This window comes from Streptomyces sp. TLI_171, assembly GCF_003610255.1.
Classification (GTDB): domain Bacteria; phylum Actinomycetota; class Actinomycetes; order Streptomycetales; family Streptomycetaceae; genus Kitasatospora.
This window is the reverse complement of the sequence record NZ_RAPS01000001.1, coordinates 544,849-561,755: the sequence shown is the minus strand read 5'-3', so window position 1 is coordinate 561,755 and position 16,907 is coordinate 544,849. Positions and strand designations below refer to the sequence as shown.

Here is a 16,907-nt window from a genome sequence, read left to right as displayed (position 1 = left end):
GGCGGGGGCGAAGGTGCGAAGGGGCGAAGGTGTGAAGGACCAACGGTGGCCCGCGCCTGGACTGTTAGCGCTAACAGGAAGCGACACGGGCCGCCGTGGTGTCGTGCTGGGGCCGGGCTCAACTCACTTGAAGGTCCAGTGCTGGTTGGCGCCGCCGTTGGAGTCCCAGATCTGGACGGGCGTGCCGTTCGCGGTCTGACCGCCGGGGAGCTCCAGGGCCCGCCCGCTGGCCACGTTGAGCAGCGTGTAGGAGCCGTCGCTGTTCTGGCTCGCCCGCCAGTGCTGGTTGGCGCCGTTGTTGGAGTCCCAGACCTGCATCCGGGTCCCGTTGGCGGTCTGGCTGCCCGGCTGGTCGAGCACCCGGCCGCTGGCGACGTTGGTGAGCGTGTAGGAGCCGTCGCTGTTCTGGGTGGCCCGCCACTGCTGGTTGGCGGCGCCGTTGTTGGCGTCCCACACCTGGAGCTGGGTGCCGTTGCCGTTCTGTCCCGCGGGCTCGTCGAGGACGCGGCCGGCCGCCACGTCGGAGAGCGTGTACACGGTGCCGGAGACGATGCCGCCGCCCGGCGTGCCGCTGCCGCTGCTGCCGTTCAAGGCGTTGAGCACCGAGGTGTACGCGGGCTTCTTGTTGCCGCTGTTGTCGAACAGCAGGGCGTTCTCGCCGGTGCGCCACGAGTCGCTGTCGCGGATGCCCCAGACCGTGATGCCGGTGCAGCGGGCCACGTCGAGGCAGGCCTGGACGGCGCCGGCGTACGCGGTGGGGGAGGCCTGCGCGAGGTCGAGCTCGGTGAGCTGGACGTCGACCCCGAGCGCGGCGAAGTTGGACAGCGTGGTCCGGAAGCTCGCCGGGGCGCCGCCGCTGCCGAAGTGGCTCTGGAAACCGACGCAGTCGATGGGCACGCCGCGGGACTTGAAGTCCTTGACCATGGTGTAGACGCCCTGGGTCTTGGCGTCCGTCCAGTTCTCGATGTTGTAGTCGTTGTAGCAGAGCTTGGCCGCGGGGTCGACGCTCCGGGCGGTGCGGAACGCCTCCTCGATGAAGCCGTTGCCCAGCACGTTCTGGAACACCGAGCTGCGGTGCTGGCCGCTGCCGCCGTCGGCGAAGGCCTCGTTGACCACGTCCCAGGCGTAGATCTTGCCCTTGTAGTGCGACATCTCGTTGGTGATGTGGTTGTTCATCACGCTGCGCAGCGTGTTGGCGTCGCCGATGCTGCTGACCCAGCTGGGCAGTTGATTGTGCCAGACCAGGGTGTGGCCGCGCATCCGCTGGCCGTGGGCGGCGGCGTGGTTGACGATCTGGTCGCCGGGACCGAAGTTGAAGCTGCCGCGGGACGGCTCGATGGTGTCCCACTTCATCTCGTTCTCCGGGGTGATCATGTTGAATTCCCGGTCGAGAATGCCGGCGTACGTCGAGTCGCCGAGGCGGCCCGCGGCGACCGCGGTGCCGAAGTAGCGGTTGCTGCCGGCGGCTGCCGCGCCCAGCGTGGTCGCCCCGGCGGCGTGCGCCGCGGGGATCGCGGTGACGGCGGGGACGGAGCTGACGACCACGCAGGCGGCTGCTGCGAGTGCCTTGCGGAGACGGGGCTTCCTGTCGTGCGATGGCATGACGGATCGTTCTCCTCACGGGTGGGGGGAGTACCTGGGGTGGGGGACGCCCGCGCCCCGGCCGAGCCGGTGCGCGGGCGCTGTGCAGGTGCGGCCCGGCCAGACCGCGATAGCGCCACCTGACTGTTAGCGCTAACAATTCGCGCCGGACGGACGGGTCCGGACGCTGGTGTGTTTCGGGTGAATCTCCATCAAATGGTGCGCTGCTGTCAACACTTGGGACAGCAATGGGGTCGATCCGCCGATCCTGGGCCGGCTCGGAGCCAAGGTCACTCGGAGGTGTCGACGGCGCCAGTCTTGGCCTGAGCCCGACAGGCTGTCAACGCTTTCGACCAGAACTCGGAAACGATCGGATTCCTGCGATCCCGCCGCTGGGAGAAGAGACTGCTGGTCAGCCGCCCCTGAGCCGGGCCGCGGCCGAGAGAATCCGGGAGGTCCGGTGGACTTCCCCGTGGACTCCCGGCATGCTGGGCCGCATCCCGTGGCTGGTGGAGGTCGAAAGGTTTCGCCCCGCCGTGGAGGCCAACACGGCGGCGGACGGCCGGAGTTGTCGCCAGGGGCGGTGGGTGCGACGGGGGTCCGGCTGCAACTTTCACCGCGGGCGACGGCGCGGCCGGGGGCGAATCCGCAGCCGGGGGGCCGCACGGAGGCCGGGTGCCGCGGGGCCGCGGCGGCGCCGTTGACAGCCGCGGCGGACCACCCCGACCATCGGTGGCGTTTCTCCCTGGTGGCGCCGGAACTTCCATCACCCTCAAGTCAATTCCGACGGAGAGGTCCCATGTTCCGATCCCGCTCGTTCCTGTCCCGTCTGCTCGGCATCGTCGCCGCGATCGGCTTCGCGGTGGGGCTGAGCCTGCCGGCGGCCCCCCGGGCCGCAGCCGCTGCCCCGCTGATCCGGATCGGCGACTTCGGGGCCAACCCGACCGGCCTGCTGATGGACCTGTACGTACCGGCCGGCGTAAAGGCGAACCCGCCGATCCTGCTCGCCCTGCACGGCTGCCAGGGCACCGGCCCGTACATGTACTCGAGCACCGACTTCGCTTCGCTGGCCGACCAGTACGGGTTCCTCGTCGTCTACCCGTCGACCAACCCGAGCGGCAGCTGCTGGGACGTCTCCTCGGACCAGGCGCTGACCAGGGGCGGCGGCAGCGACCCGGTCGGGCTGATGTCGATGATCACCTACGCCGAGCAGCACTACGGCGGCAACGCCAACGCCGTGTACGTGACCGGGGAGTCCTCGGGCGCCATGATGACGAACGTGATGCTCGCCGACTACCCGGACGTGTTCAAGGCGGGCGCGGCGTTCATGGGCGTGCCCTACCACTGCTTCTACACCGGGTCGGTACGGGGCTGGAACGGGCCCTGCGCCCAGGGCCAGGTCTCGATGACCGCGCAGCAGTGGGGCGGCCTGGTGCGGGCCGCGTACCCCGGCTACACCGGTCCGCGCCCGCGGGTGCAGCTGTGGCACGGGACCGCCGACACCATCCTGAACCACAACAACCTCGGCGAGGAGATCAAGCAGTGGACCGACGTCCTCGGCGTGAGCCCGACGCCGTCGGCGACCGACACCCCCGCGGCCGGCTGGACCCGCACCCAGTACCGCAACAGCACCGGCGCCACCCAGGTCGAGGCGTACAGCATCGCCGGGGCCGGCCACCAACTGCCGGTGCAGGGAGCCGGGATGGCCGCGAACGCGATCCACTTCATGGGCCTGGACGCCGGCTCCCCGGACGGCGGCAGGACGGGCGCGCTGCGCGCCGTCGGAGCGGGCAAGTGCCTGGTCGACCCGAACGCCGCGGCCGGCACGCAGCAGCAGATCTCCACCTGCAACGGCGCCGCCGCCCAGACCTGGACCCGCACCTCGTCGAACCAGCTGACCGTGACCGTCGGCGGGAGCACCCTCTGCCTGGACGCCAACGCCAAGGGCACCGCCAACGGCACCAAGGCGATCGTCTGGCCCTGCAACGGTCAGCCCAACCAGCAGTGGCAGCTGAACCCGAACGGCACCGTCACCGGGGTGGCGTCGGGGCTCTGCCTGGACGTGGCGGGCCTGGGCACCGCCGACGGCACGCCCGTCCAGCTGTGGAGCTGCAGCGGTGCCACCAACCAGCAGTGGAAGCTGGGGTGACGCCGCGTCAGCCCGAGTGACGTGGTGACCCGGGCCCCCGACCGGTCTCGGCCGGGGGCCCGGGCCGGCTGCCGGGGCTACTTCGGGCCGTGGCCCTTGCCGCGGTGGGCGGCGTCCGCGCCGATCGCCAGGTCCTGCTGGAGCGCGACGTAGGCGGGCTTCGGCTTCATGTTCACATCGTAGAGCAGGCCGTAGCCGGTTCCGGCGAAGGTGCCCGGGATCCAGGAGTCGCCGTCGTAGACGCCCCACGCGGTGAACGAGATGCACTGCGTGACGAGCTGGCAGGCCTTCAGCATCTCGGAGAACTCGTACGGCTGGGCGAACTCGCCGAGCTGGCTGGTCGGGACCTGCTCGGTCGCGTTGTTCACGAAGGTGCGCACGTCCGCCTCGGTCACGGCGACCTTCAGGCCCAGGTCGGCGTAGGACTGCAGGTCGTTCTGGAAGCGCTGCGCGTCGAAGCCGTACTGGGTGTCGAGGTGGCCCTGCTCGCCGATGCCGTCGACCGGCACGCCCTGGGCCCGGAGCTTCGCGAAGTAGTCGTGCACGGCCTGGAACTTGGCGTTGCTGCCGTCCTGGCCGGCGGCGTTGTAGTCGTTGTAGAACAGCAGGGCCTTGGGGTCGGCCTGGTGCGCCCAGCGGAAGGCGTCGGCGATGACGCCCTCGCCCAGGTTCTTGATCCAGAAGTCGTCGCCGTTGAGGCCGTTGGGCAGCGGGTTGGCGTCCCAGGAGTTGGCGAACACCTCGTTGGCCACGTCCCACTGCCAGATCTTGCCGCGGAAGTGGGTGACCTCGTCGGTGACGTGCTTGTGCAGGATCTCGCGCAGCTCGGCCTTGCCGATGGTGCCGTCGGCGACGCCGGTCGTGAGCCAGCCCGGCAGCTGGTTGTGCCACAGCAGGGTGTGGCCGCGGACCTCCTGGCCGTGCTGCCCGGCGAAGGCCACCAGCCGGTCGGCGGCCGCCCAGTCGTAGCTGCCGCGGGTGGGCTCCACCGACTCCCACTTCATCGCGTTCTCCGCCGTCACGACGGAGAACTGGTCGGCGACGATGGCGGTGTACGGCTGGTCGGTGTTGAGGTGCGCGTCGTCCACGGCGGTGCCGACGCGCAGGTTCTGCTGCGCGCCGAGGGCGCGCAGCGAGTCGCTCGGGACGGCCGGGGCCTTGGGGTCGCCGGCGGCGGCCGCGACTGCGGACGGGACGAGCATGAGAACGGCGGCCGTGGCAGCGGCGGCCGCGATCTGACGGCGAAGCTTCACTACGAGCTCCTCGGTGTCAACCGGAAAGTGGGTGGGGGAGTTCGAAAGTTTCGAAAGAGTTGTCGAACTTCCGAGAAGCTAGCCGCGCGAATCCGCCGCAGTCAATAACCTTGCATGCGTCAGAAGTTGCAGAACGGTGAAGCGGACCGGGCGGCTCGGTCGCCGACGCGAGACCGGTCGGATGGTCCGGACCACGGGATTCACCTGCTCAACGCGCCGACGCCGCGCGTCCCGGTGGATCCGAGCGCAAACTCCAAAAGTTTCAGCCGCGTGTTCGGAAGTTTTCATTGACGGGTCGCACCGTCGCTGCCTACTGTCCTCCTCGGCCCGCCCCGCCAGAAACACCTCTGCCCGCCGCGACCTGACGGAGCGGCGGGCAGAGGTGGTGGCACGGCGGTGCTCAGGCGCAGTCGGCGCCGTTCAGGGTGAAGCGGGCCGGCGCCGGGTTGGCGCCGCTGTAGGTGGCCTGGAAGCCGAAGCTCGCGCTCGTGCCGGGCGCCAGGGTGCCGTTCCACCCGGCGTCCCGGGCGGTGACGGCGGTGCCGGACTGGCTCACCGTCGCGTTCCACCCGTTGGAGACCCGCTGGTCACCGGCGAAGCTCCAGCCGAGCGTCCAGCCGGCGACGGTCGAGGCGCCGGTGTTCTTCACCGTCACCGTGGCGGTGAACCCGTTGCCCCACGCGCTGTCGACCTTGTACGTCACCGCGCAGGACGCGGCGGGCGGCGCGCTGTCGTCGTCCGCCTCGGTCGCCGTGAACGAGGCCGCCTGCACCCCCGCGCCGGTGAGCGTGAACACCGCGCTGCCCGCCGCCGTGTCGGCGTCCTGCGCCGCCGTGAGCGAGAGCTGCTGCGCGGTCGACCAGTTGGCCGGAGTGAAGACCAGCGCCGAGGCGCCCGCCGACAGGTCGGTGTCGCCCGAGGCGCGGGCGGCCGTCACCGTGACGTTCTGCGCGGGGGCGGCGGAGAGCTTCACCGAGACCGTCGCGGACCCGCCCTCGGGGACGGTCACCGCCGCCGGGGTCACCTGCACGGCGGGCGTCGCCGGCGCCGAACGCCGCTCGGCGGCGTAGGCCGCGAGCCAGGCCAGCGAGGCGTTCCAGTTGATCGCCACCTCGTTGGTGGAGTACGAGCCGATGTCGTCGACGTAGCAGGCCGCCGGCGCGCAGCCCACCAGTTGGGCCTGGGCGATCGGGTCCTGCAGGCCGGAGTTCGGGCCGCCCGCGAAGGAGCCGGCCGGCGGGTGCGGCAGCGAGGCGTCGTTCTGGTGCGCCCAGAACCGGTGGTGCTCGTTCTCCGAGGCCCGCTCGCCGTAGCCGCTCACGTACGAGCGGTCGAGCGCGTTGCGGCCCAGCAGGTAGTCCATCGTCTCCAGCGCCCCGGTGCGGTAGCGCTGCTGTCCGGTCAGCTCGTGGGCGACGGCCAGCACCATCGCGTTGTTGGCCACCGAGCTGTTGGAACCCCACACGTAGCCGTCGGGGGCGAGCGGCACCGCGTAGCCCTGACCGCCCATGGTGGACAGGTAGCCGTCGGCGGCGGAGACCAGTAGGCCGCGCAGGCGGGTCAGGTCGTCGGCGGGCAGCGCCACGCCGGGCACGGTGGCCAGGGTGATCCGGCCCAGCGTCGCGGTGCCGCCCCACCAGAAGGCGTCGGCCGGCTTGGTGTGCAACGCGGAGGAGGTGACCGCGTCCCGGTACTGGGACTCGCCCGTGGTGGCGAGGAGTTCGGCCGCCGCCCAGTAGAACTCGTCGGAGACGTCGGCGTCCTCGTAGGCGCCGCCACCGGTGCTGTCGGTCGACGGCGCGAGGACGTTCGGGTTGGCCTTGGCGGCCGTCCAGGCGCGCTTGGCCGCGTCCAGGCAGCGGGCGGCGAAGGCGGCGTCGTACGGGGCGTAGACCCGGGCACACTGCGCGGCGGTGGCGGCAAGGTTGAGCGTGGCGGCCGTCGAGGGCTTGTGCAACTCGCGCTGCTGGTCGTCGAGTTCGGGACGGGTCGGCAGGGCGGTCCACTGGGCGTCATGGATCTTGTGGAAGGCCATCCCGGCCATCGGCTTGCCGTCCGGGACCTGCATCCGCAACAGGAAGTCCAGCTCCCAGCGGGCCTCGTCCAGTACGTCCGGCACCCCGTTGCCGCGCTCGGGAACCCGCAGCGTGGAGTCGCCGAGCGCCGCGTCGCCGCCCGAACGGTGGGCCCGCTCGAAGGAGTTGACCAGCTCCCAGGTCGCGATGCCGCCGTTGACCACGTACTTGCCCTGGTCACCGGCGTCGTACCAGCCGCCGCGCACGTCCAGCCGGTAGTCGCACACCCCGGCCTGGCACGGCACGCTGGTGTCGCCCTTGTTCGGCGCCACCCCCAGGTGGCCGGCCGGGCGGGCGTACGCGCTGCCGCCCGCGAGGGCCGCGTCGATCGCGATGCCGCTGCGCTGCTGGTAGAAGAAGTTGAGGCTGTCGGCGCGCAGCCCGTCGTAGAGCGAGGCCGAGATGTCGAACGGGTGGCTGGCCTGGCCGCCGACCACCAGGGTGAAGCCGGAGCCGGTGCCGGTGTACGCACCGAAGTCCACCAGGTGCGTGGACTGGCCGGAGGCCTGGTCGGCGCCGTGCACCGCGGTGCTGCCCGAGGCGACCTGGGCGCCGGAGGCGTCGCGCAGCTGCCAGGCGAGCGGGGCGGTGGCGGAGCTGATCACGGTGGCCCGCTTCGGGCCGTCGGGCAGGTAGCCGAGCTGGTTGACCCGGACCGGGACGTCGGCGGCCGCCGTGGCCGCGGTGGCGGTGGCCGGGACGAGTGCGGTGGCGGTCAGCCCGCCGGCGGCCAGGGCCAGGCCGGTGAGGACGGCGGCCGCGCGTCGGGGCAGGCCGCGGCCGGAGAGGATCGGAGGCACGGGTGGGAGCCTTCCTTCGGTGGGGGAGGGGGCGTGGGGGAGCCCGCAAAGTGGGAGCGCTCCCACTCGCCCAATGTAGCCAGCCGCGCGGCCGTTGCGTCAAGAGGCGGTAAACGGCCCGGAGTTGACGTCTGCTCAGGGCCCGACGGCGACCGCCGCCGCACGGCCGTCGGGTGGGACGCCGTCCGGGCAGGTCACGGCGGTTTCGGGCCGCCGGCCCCGGGATCCGCAGGCGCCCCGCGGTCGGGCGCCCGCCCGACCGCCCGTGTCCTGAACCTGACATCACTTCCCGCGCACCACGGGACGGCTGCCGGCCGGGCTCGCCGGCCGATCAGGGCAGCGGCGGGGGCCCCGCCCCGGGCATCCGACGTCCCGTCGCCCGGGGCTCGACGCCGCCCGTCGGCGGCGTGGGGCGCGGGCGCAGCTCGGGCGGGCGCCGGTGGTCCCGCCGGGCTGCGCCCGGGGAACTCGGGTTGGTCGGTCCGGGTAACTTTCGCTCTCTCCGGTGCAGCTGACGTACCGTCGCCCGCCCGGGCGGGGATCAGGGGGTCGGGGAGTAGTCGAACCAGTCGAAGGTGACGGTGCCCTCGGTGGCGTACATGCCGATGACTCGTCCGGTGAAGCCGGTGGCGACTTCGGTGGAGAGGTAGCGGCCGTCCAGTTCGGCGAGAAGGTGGGCGTCAGGGGCGTCGGGGTCGCCGAGCCAGCAGGTGATGGTGTCGGGTCCGAAGGGCTCGGCGCCGGCGAGTTCGGGGGACGGCGGGACCAGGTCGGTGGTGCGGACCGTGAGGGTGAGGGTGAGGGGGCCGGGCGGCACCGGGCGGCGGGCCAGGGTCTGGCGCAGCGGGCCGATGCGGGCGACGACCCGGACTTCGCCGACGCCGACCTCCAGGTCGTAGTGGTGCGCCTCGTCCAGGCGGATGCTCAGGCCGCCCCGTCCGGTGCCGGGGTCGAGCAGGGCCGCGGCGCGGCAGTCGAGGTGCTGCTGGCGGCGGCCGACGAAGGTGTGGCCGGGGCGGTCGAGGGTGGGACCGGTGGCGGTGAGGGCGAGCCGGCCGGGCCGCTCGGTCAGTGACCAGGAGTTGTCGGGGCGGGCGTAGGGCGAGATCCAGTGGGGTGCGAGGGCGGGTGCGTCGAAGTCGTCGCGCGCGGGCGGCTCGGGAAGGGGGTGCCAGGCCCCGCCCGGGGCGGGATGGCGCTCCGCGACGGGTGCCACGACGGGCCAGCCGTCGCCGTCCCACTCCACGGGGGTCAGGAAGGTCTCCCGGCCCAGCACGTGGAAGTTGGGCGAGAAGCCGCGCGGACGGGTGCCGAGCAGCACCATCCACCAGTTGCCGTCGGGTGCCGCGACGAGGTCGCCGTGGCCGGTGCTCTGGATCGGTCGGTCGGTGCCGCTGTGGGACAGCACGGGGTTGGCGGGGGCGCCTTCCCAGGGGCCGCGCGGCGAGCGGGCGCGGGCGACGGACACCGCGTGGCCGCGTTCGGTGCCGCCCTCGGCGATCAGCAGGTACCACCAGTCGCCGATCCGGTACAGGTGCGGGGCCTCCGGCCAGGTGAGGCCGGTGCCGGACCAGACGGGGAAGGGGCCCTCCAGCACCTCGCCCTTCACCGGGTCGATCCGTGCGAGGTGGATGCCGGGGACGGTGAAGGCGCACCAGCAGGTGCCGTCCTCCTCCCAGGCCAGGTCCGGGTCGATCCCGGGGAGGTCGATCCAGACCGGGTCCGACCACGGCCCCTCGGGCCGCTCCGCGGTCACGATGAAGTTGCCGCCGTCGCTGACGTTGGTGTTGATCACCCAGAAGCGGCCGTCGTGGTGACGGATCGTCGGGGCGTACAGGCCGCGGGAGGCCGCGCTGCCGGGCAGCGGCAGCGGCAGTTGCCCGGGTCGGTCGAGCACGTTGCCGATCTGCTGCCAGTGCACCAGGTCCCGGCTGTGGAAGATCGGCAGTCCGGGGAAGTACTCGAAGCTGGAGCACACCAGGTAGTAGTCGTCACCGACCCGGCACACGCTGGGGTCCGGGTGGAACCCGCTGATCACGGGGTTGTCGTACGTCCGCACGGGGCGGTCCTTTCGAGGAACTGCGGCGGGGCGCGGGTCAGTGCAGGGCGATGGCCGTCCACGACACCGGCGGCAGTTCGACGGTGAGCAGGCCGTCGGCGAGGGCCGCGCTCCGGTTCGCGGCCGGGGCCACCCGGTGCTGGTCGGCGAGCGTGTTCTTGGCGTACACGTCCGGGTCGGCGAGGGTGAGCGCCTCGACGATCCGCGAGGAGCCGAGGCCGCGGACGTCGACGGTGACCTGCGCCGGCTCCGTCAGGTCGCGGTTGACCAGGAAGACCGCGGCCCGGTCCTCGTCGACGGTCGCCACGGCGTCGATGACGGACGCCTCGCCGTGACGGGCCGTCAGGTACGTCGGCGAGTCGATCACGGGCCGGATCACCTCGCCGGACGCGAGCCGGCTGGTGATCGAGAACGGGAAGAAGGTGGTCTGCCGCCAGGCCGGGCCGCCCGGCTCGGTCATGATCGGCGCGATCACGTTGACGAGCTGCGCCAGCGAGGCCGAGGTGACGCGGTCACTGCGCTTGAGGAGCGTCATCAGCAGGTTCCCGACGACGACGGCGTCCGCGACGGTGTAGGTGTCCTCCAGTTGCCGAGGGGCGTGCCGCCACTCGTCGTTGACCTCCTCGGACTCCTTGTGCTCCTTGAGGTACCAGATGTTCCACTCGTCGAAGGAGATGTCGATCTTCTTCGTGGAGCGCTTCTTGAACCCGACGTGGTCGGCGGTCGCGAGGACGGTGTCGACGAAGTAGTCCATGTCGACCGCCGAGGCGAGGAAGGAGCCGAGGTCGCCGTCGAGCTCCTGGTAGTAGGCGTGGCAGGAGATGTAGTCGACGTGCTCGTAGCTGTGCTCCAGCACCGTGCGCTCCCAGTCGCCGAAGGTCGGCATGCCGGAGCCGGAGGAGCCGCAGACGACGAGTTCCAGGTCCTTGTCCGCGGACTTCATCGCGGCGGCGGTGCGGGCGGCGATCTTGCCGTAGTCGTCGGCCGTCATGAAGCCGGTCTGCCAGGGTCCGTCCATCTCGTTGCCCAGGCACCACATCCGCACGTTGTGCGGCTCCGGCGTGCCGTTGGCGATGCGCAGGTCGGAGAGCGCCGTGCCGGACGGGTGGTTGGCGTACTCGAGCAGGTCGAGGGCGGGCAGGATGCCGCGGGTGGCGACGTTGACCGCCAGCATCAGCTCGGAGTCGGTGAGCTTGAGCCACCGGGCGAACTCGTCCAGGCCGACCTGGTTGGACTCCAGCGAGTGCCAGGACAGGTCGCGCCGGACCGGGCGGTTCGCACGCGGGCCGACCGAGTCCTCCCAGCGGAAACCGGAGACGAAGTTCCCGCCGGGGTAGCGGACGGTGGTGGTGCCCAGCTCCCGGACGAGCTCGACGACGTCCATCCGGAACCCGTCCTCGTTCGCGGTCGGGTGCTGCGGCTCGTACAGACCGGTGTAGACGCAGCGGCCGAGGTGTTCGACGAACGAGCCGAAGGTGCGGCGGCGGACGGGGGCGATGACGGCGTGCCGGTCGAGCTCGACGTGGGCGCGGGGCAACTCGGGTTTCCTTTCGACGGGTCGGGCGGTGCGGGCCGCCGGGGTCAGCCCTTCACGGCGCCGGTGAGGCCGCCGACGATCTTCTTCTCGAAGATCGCGAAGAAGGCCATCGCGGGCAGCATCGCCAGCGAGGTGAAGGCGAGGACCTTCGCGGTGTCCACGGAGTACTGCGAGGAGAAGGCCTGGACGCCGAGCGGCAGGGTGAAGTTGGCCTGCGAGTTCAGCACGTACAGCGGCAGCACGTAGTTGTTCCAGCTGCCGATGAACCCGAGGATGCCGACCGTCACCACACCGGGCCGCGACAGCGGGACGACCATCCGGAAGAAGAACCCGAGCCGGCTCGAACCGTCGATCGCGGCGGCCTCCTCGATCTCCTTCGGAATGGCCCGCAGGAACGGCACCAGGATGATGACGGTCGTCGGCAGGCCGAAGGCGATCTGCGGGACGATCACGCCGAGCAGGTTGTCGACCAGGCCGAGGTCCTTGATCACGATGTACAGCGGGGTGATCGCGATGACCATCGGGAACATCAGGCCGGCCGCGAACAGGGAGTACATCGCGCCCTTGAACCTGAAGTCGTAGCGCGCGAGCACGAAGCTCACCATCAGACCGAGGACGACGGTGCCGACGGTGCTCGCCAGCGCGACGACGACGGAGTTGGCGAACTCACCCCAGAACGTCACCGACTTCAGGACGGCGATGTAGTTGCCGACCACCCAGGGGTCGGGCAGTGCGGCCGGGCCCGTGCTGATCTGCGAGTTGGTGCGGAACCCGCCGATCACGATGTAGAGCACCGGCGCGACGCAGACCCCGATGAACAGCAGGGCGACGAAGTAGGCGAACGGACTTCCCCACTTCTGGGGCTTGTTGGCGATCGTCGCGCTCATCAGGAGGCTCCTTCGGTGACGGCACCCTGCAGGTCGCGGCGCAGGACGAAGCGCTGGTAGATCAGCGCCACGACGAGCGAGATCAGGAACATCACGACCGCGATCGCGCTGCCGTAGCCGTAGTTGCCCGCGTTGCGGCCCTGGGCGACCATGTAGATCGCCATGGTCGAGGTGCCCGCGGTGCCCGCCACGTACGGGCCCCAGATGATGTAGACCAGGTCGAACAGCTGCAGCGAGCCGATGATCGACAGGAACGCCCAGATGCGGATCGTCGGACCCAGCAGCGGCAGCGTGATCCGGCGCTGGATCTGCCAGTAGGAGGCGCCGTCGATCTGCGCGGCCTCGGACAGCTCGTCGGGGATCGACTGCAGGCCCGCCAGCATCAGGATCACCGCAAAGCCGATGTACTTCCACGAGATGATGCCCATCAGCGTCCACAGCGCCAGCTTCGGATCCGACAGCCAGTCCGCCTTCAGGAAGCCCAGACCGACGTGCCCCAGCAGGTCGTTGACGGCGCCGTTGGTCTGGAGCATCAGGCTCCAGGCGGTGCCGACGATGACCTCCGAGATGACGTACGGCACGAAGATCAGGATGCGGATGACCGAGCGGCCGCGGATCTTCTGGTTGAGCAGCAGCGCCAGGCCGACCGCCAGCGGACCCTGGATGACCAGGGAGAGCACCAGGATCAGGCCGGTGTGCCACAGCACCTGCTGGAACGCCGGATCGGTGAGGATCAGCTTGTAGTTGTTCAGACCGACCCAGTCGGTGGGCGCCCCGTAGCCGTGCCAGCGGTAGAAACCGTAGAACGCGGCGAGTGCCACCGGGAAGATCACGAACGCCAGGAACATCAGGATCGCCGGCCCGGACAGCACCGCGATCTCGAACCGCATCCTGGCACGCCCACGGCGGCGCGGAGCCGCGCGCGGCGGAGCCGGGGGCGCGACCGCGCCACCGGCTCCGGGCGTGCCCTGCGACTGGCGGCCGTCGGCCGTGTCAGTACCCAGGGGGTTGCTCATCGGTGCTTACTCAGCCCTTCGCAGCGGCGGCGTTGGTGTCCTTGGCGATGTCCGCCGCGCTGCCCTTGCCGGCGAACAGGTTCACCACCGAGGTGTTCATGGCGTTGCCGACGTTCTGGCCGTACAGGGTGTCGAGGAACATCATCGAGTAGGGGGCCTTGTTGAACGCCTGCAGCGCGGAGACGTTGTAGTCGTCGGTGACGACCGACTGGGCCTCCTTGTTCACCGGAATGGTGAAGAACGCCTTGGAGTAGGCCTTCTGCTCCTCCGAGGTGACCAGGAACTGCAGGAAGCCGAGGGCCTCCTTCGGCGCCTTCTTCGACAGCGAGAAGCCGTCGAGGCCGCCCATGATCGCCGCCGGGTCGCCCTGGCCGCCGGGAACCGCCGGGAACGGGAACCAGCCGAGGTCGGGGAGCGGCTTCTGGTCGGCCGTCAGGCTGCCGATCACCCCGGGGTCCCAGTTGCCCATCAGTTCCATGCCCGCCTTGTGGTTGGCGATCATGCCTGCGGACGATCCGGCGCCCTGCTGCGCCGAGGTGGTCAGGAAGCCCTTCTGGAACGGCTCGACCTTGATGAACGACGCCAGGTCCTCACCGGCCTTGGTCCAGCACGGGTCGGTGAACTTGAGCGTCTGGGCGGCCTTGTTCATGGCGTCCTGGCTGCACTCGCGCAGCGCGAAGTTGTAGTACCAGTGCGCGGCCGGCCAGGCGTCCTTGGCGCCGACCGCGATCGGCTCGACGTTGATCGCCTTCAGCTTCGCGACGGCGTCCTGGAGCTCGGCCATCGTGGTCGGCGGGGTGGCGATGCCGGCCTGCTTGAACAGGTCCTTGCTGTAGTAGATGCCCTCGGGCTGGGTGTCGACGGGCATCCCGTAGATCTTGCCGTCGATCGAGTAGCCGGCCAGGGCCGCGGCGCCGGCGTTCGCCTTGTCGGTGTCGGTGAGGTGCAGTTCCTGGATCTGGCCGGCCTGGACCATGGCCTGCATCTTGCCGCCGCCGCGCTGCAGGAAGATGTCCGGCGCGGAACCGGAGTTGAGCGCGGTCTGCAGCTTCCCGTCGAGGTCCTCGTTCTGGATCGCCTGGATGTTGATCGTGACGTTCGGGTGCAGCTTCTGGTACTCGGCCACGGCCGCCTTCCAGTGCTCGGCGCCGGGGCCGGGCTGGGCGTTCTCCCAGAAGGTCAGCGTGACCTTGCCGTCGGACGAGCCGCCGCCCGAGGCCGCGTCCCCGTCACCGGCGCAGCCGGAGACGGCGAGGGCGATGCCGAGGGCGATCGCGGCGGCCGCTGCGCGGCGTGTGTTTCTGCTCATCGTGGGACTTCCTGTTCTGTCGTCGTTCGCCGGAAGCGTCCGGGAAGGTGTGCGCGAATAGAAGGCGCGTCAGGTGGAAATCACCGAGACCCTGTGCTCTCCGGTCCCGGCACGTGCGGGTGGACGTGCCGGACGGACGGGTGTGACCGTGTGCGGGGTGGTCGTCACGGGCGGCTCGATCGCTGGAGAGTATGTGCTCGGCGCGGAGCGACCGTCAATGACTTGTTTCCGAAATGCCGACGAAATTGCGAAGGAATGTTATCGAAACTTTCGAGTCGGCGGGGCCGGGGCCGCTCCACCAGTGAAGGGTGAATTCCCTTGAGGCCGCGAGACGTTGGGAGCCCGGTCGGAGCGGCGGGGCGGGGAGGGTGCCGCCGGCGGCGCGGGGGCTTGACAAGAATTGTTAGCGCTCACAGCATGGTCCCCGACGGATGCCTCGGTGCGACCGGGCCGCCAGGGGTCCGGAAGGCCGGCGCCGGCCCGTTCGCCCGGCGGCTGCCGGGCGGGTCAGCTCCCGGTCGGCCCGTCAGGGGCCGACTCCCGCACGGTCAGCCGGGTCGGCAGGATCAGCGGTCCGGGGTCGTCGCCCTCGATGACGCTCACCAGCATCCTGGCCATCTCCCGGCCCAGTGACCGCACCGGCTGGTGCACGGTGGTGAGCGGCGGGGCCGTGTGCCGCGCGCTGGCCAGGTCGTTGAAGCCGATCACCGCGACGTCCTCCGGCACCCGCAGCCCGTGCGCCCGCAGCGTCCGCAGCGCGCCGATGGCCATCGCGTCGGAGGCGGCGAACAGTGCGTCCGGCGCGGGGTGGACCGCGAGCAGCCGCTCCATCGCCGCACCGCCGCCGTCCTCGGTGAAGTCGCCGGCCTCGACGCCCAGGAGCGGGACGCCGGCCAGCGCCAGGCCCTCGCTGAAGCCCTGCTCGCGGGCGGCGGCGACCATGGTGTCCACCTGACCGGTGATCATGACGGGCCGTCGGCGGCCGGTCCGGACGACGTGCTCGGCGGCCAGGCGGGCGCCTCCCCGGTTGTCCGCGTCCACGTACCAGCGAGGCTCGCCGGTGAGCGGCAGACCGCCGAACACCACCGGGAGGTCGGTCTGTTCGGCGAGCCGGCCGAGCGGGTCGTCGCCGTGCAGCGCCATCAGCATCACGCCGTCGGCGCGGCGGGAGCGCAGCAGCCGCTCCAGCCGCTCCCGCCCGCGCGGGGTGTTGGCCAGCAGCAGGATCAGCTCCAGGTCGGTCTGCTCCAGCGCCGCGCTGGCGCCGACGATCACCTCGGCGAAGAACGGATCGGCGAACAGCCCCGGTTCGTCGCTGGAGACCGCCAGCACCACCGCGCCGACCCGGCGGGTGGCCAGGGCCTGGGCGGTCGGATTGGGGACGAAGCCGAGTTCGCGCACCGCGCGCTCGACCGCGTCCCGTTTCGCCCGGCTGACGTGCGGGGCGTTGTTGATCACCCGGGAGGCCGCCGTGCGGGACACGCCGGCGCGCTGGGCCACCTCGTCCAGGGTCGGCATGCGCTTGGGTGACGGCTCCATGGAAACGGCTGCTCCTCGAGCTGCGGGTGGCGGACTGGGGCCGGGATCCACGGCGCCCGCCGGCCCTGGGGCCCGCGGGGGAGCGGCGACTGCCGCAGTCCTGCCGTGTAAAAACCGGTAGCGCTTCCAGCCTACCCCGACGGCCGCTCCGCGACAGTGGGTGAGCCAAAGATCCTGGATGTGCCTGGTGCCTGAGGTATTGACACCTCCGCCCTCCGGGCCCAATCATCCCAATCGTGCGATCCGATGCGCACCGAACTGGAAGCGCTTCCACTTCTCCGCCCCCACCCCCGGAGGAAGAACCGTGCGCAAGGACCCGGACACCTCCGCGCTGCGCCGGGCCGCCGGCGGCGCCGGGCACCGCCCGGCAGCGGCCGTCCGGGAACCCGAGGCGCTCGGCGACCGCAACTGCCTGACGCCCGCCCGGGTCGCCGACCGCAACGCGATGCCGAGGAACGCCGTCGCACAGTTCGACGCCCAGGCCCTCACCGGCCGGGTGCGCCTCGATGCCGGCGACCCCGGCCGGATCGGCGCCCCCGCCACGACCCAGCACCTGGCCGCGGCAGGCGTCGGCGGGGCCCACGGCGTCTCGCCCGACGGCAACCGCGGCGTCGGATCAAGCTCCCCGGCCGGGCAGTTCCGGCCGGCGGTCGCCGACAGCACGGTCCACGGCCGCTGACCCCGCGTCACCCCGACACCCAC

At 71.2% G+C, this 16,907-nt stretch carries 11 protein-coding genes; 2 read left to right on the top strand and 9 right to left on the bottom strand.

Features of this window, described 5'->3' with window-relative positions; all coding sequences use genetic code 11:
- Window positions 1-123: 123 nt before the first annotated feature.
- The gene (locus BX266_RS02605; RefSeq protein WP_099897307.1) at window positions 124-1,602 is read right to left on the bottom strand and encodes an endo-1,4-beta-xylanase; all 1,479 of its coding nucleotides are present in this window, start codon (window positions 1,600-1,602) and stop codon (window positions 124-126) included.
- Between the two features lie 778 nt (window positions 1,603-2,380).
- Between BX266_RS02605 and BX266_RS02600 the strand changes: the two genes are divergently transcribed.
- Complete coding sequence (locus tag BX266_RS02600) at window positions 2,381-3,730, top strand: PHB depolymerase family esterase (RefSeq protein WP_099897306.1); 1,350 nt, start codon at window positions 2,381-2,383, stop codon at window positions 3,728-3,730.
- 77 nt (window positions 3,731-3,807) lie between these two features.
- Here BX266_RS02600 and BX266_RS02595 read toward each other — a convergent pair whose 3' ends face one another.
- From BX266_RS02595 to BX266_RS02560, 8 genes are all read right to left on the bottom strand, one after another.
- Entirely contained in the window at window positions 3,808-4,983 is a 1,176-nt protein-coding gene (locus BX266_RS02595) for an endo-1,4-beta-xylanase (RefSeq protein WP_099897305.1), read from the bottom strand.
- A 400-nt stretch (window positions 4,984-5,383) separates the two neighbouring features.
- Window positions 5,384-7,858: a glycoside hydrolase family 9 protein gene (locus BX266_RS02590; RefSeq protein WP_099897304.1), complete on the bottom strand. Its 2,475-nt coding sequence runs from the start codon at window positions 7,856-7,858 to the stop codon at window positions 5,384-5,386.
- A 541-nt stretch (window positions 7,859-8,399) separates the two neighbouring features.
- Window positions 8,400-9,917 (bottom strand): glycoside hydrolase family 43 protein, encoded by a 1,518-nt coding sequence (locus tag BX266_RS02585; protein WP_099897303.1) that lies wholly within the window; start codon window positions 9,915-9,917, stop codon window positions 8,400-8,402.
- Between the two features lie 37 nt (window positions 9,918-9,954).
- Window positions 9,955-11,454: an alpha-N-arabinofuranosidase gene (locus tag BX266_RS02580; RefSeq protein ID WP_099897302.1), complete on the bottom strand. Its 1,500-nt coding sequence runs from the start codon at window positions 11,452-11,454 to the stop codon at window positions 9,955-9,957.
- A gap of 44 nt (window positions 11,455-11,498) precedes the next feature.
- Window positions 11,499-12,341, bottom strand: coding sequence for a carbohydrate ABC transporter permease (locus BX266_RS02575; RefSeq protein ID WP_099897301.1), 843 nt, complete (start codon window positions 12,339-12,341; stop codon window positions 11,499-11,501).
- Window positions 12,341-13,231: a carbohydrate ABC transporter permease gene (locus tag BX266_RS02570; protein WP_259464499.1), complete on the bottom strand. Its 891-nt coding sequence runs from the start codon at window positions 13,229-13,231 to the stop codon at window positions 12,341-12,343. The genes BX266_RS02575 and BX266_RS02570 overlap by 1 nt, the downstream gene beginning before the upstream one ends.
- A 136-nt stretch (window positions 13,232-13,367) precedes the next feature.
- Entirely contained in the window at window positions 13,368-14,666 is a 1,299-nt protein-coding gene (locus BX266_RS02565) for an extracellular solute-binding protein (RefSeq protein WP_099897299.1), read from the bottom strand.
- Window positions 14,667-15,173: 507 nt separating this feature from the next.
- Window positions 15,174-16,205 carry a LacI family DNA-binding transcriptional regulator gene (locus BX266_RS02560; protein ID WP_180290349.1) on the bottom strand — a complete coding sequence of 344 codons (1,032 nt, stop codon included), beginning with the start codon at window positions 16,203-16,205 and terminating at the stop codon, window positions 15,174-15,176.
- A gap of 304 nt (window positions 16,206-16,509) precedes the next feature.
- Here BX266_RS02560 and BX266_RS39650 point away from each other — a divergent pair, with 304 nt between their 5' ends.
- A complete protein-coding gene (locus BX266_RS39650; protein WP_259464498.1) occupies window positions 16,510-16,884 on the top strand; it encodes a hypothetical protein in 375 nt (124 codons plus the stop codon).
- The last annotated feature ends 23 nt before the right edge of the window (window positions 16,885-16,907 follow it).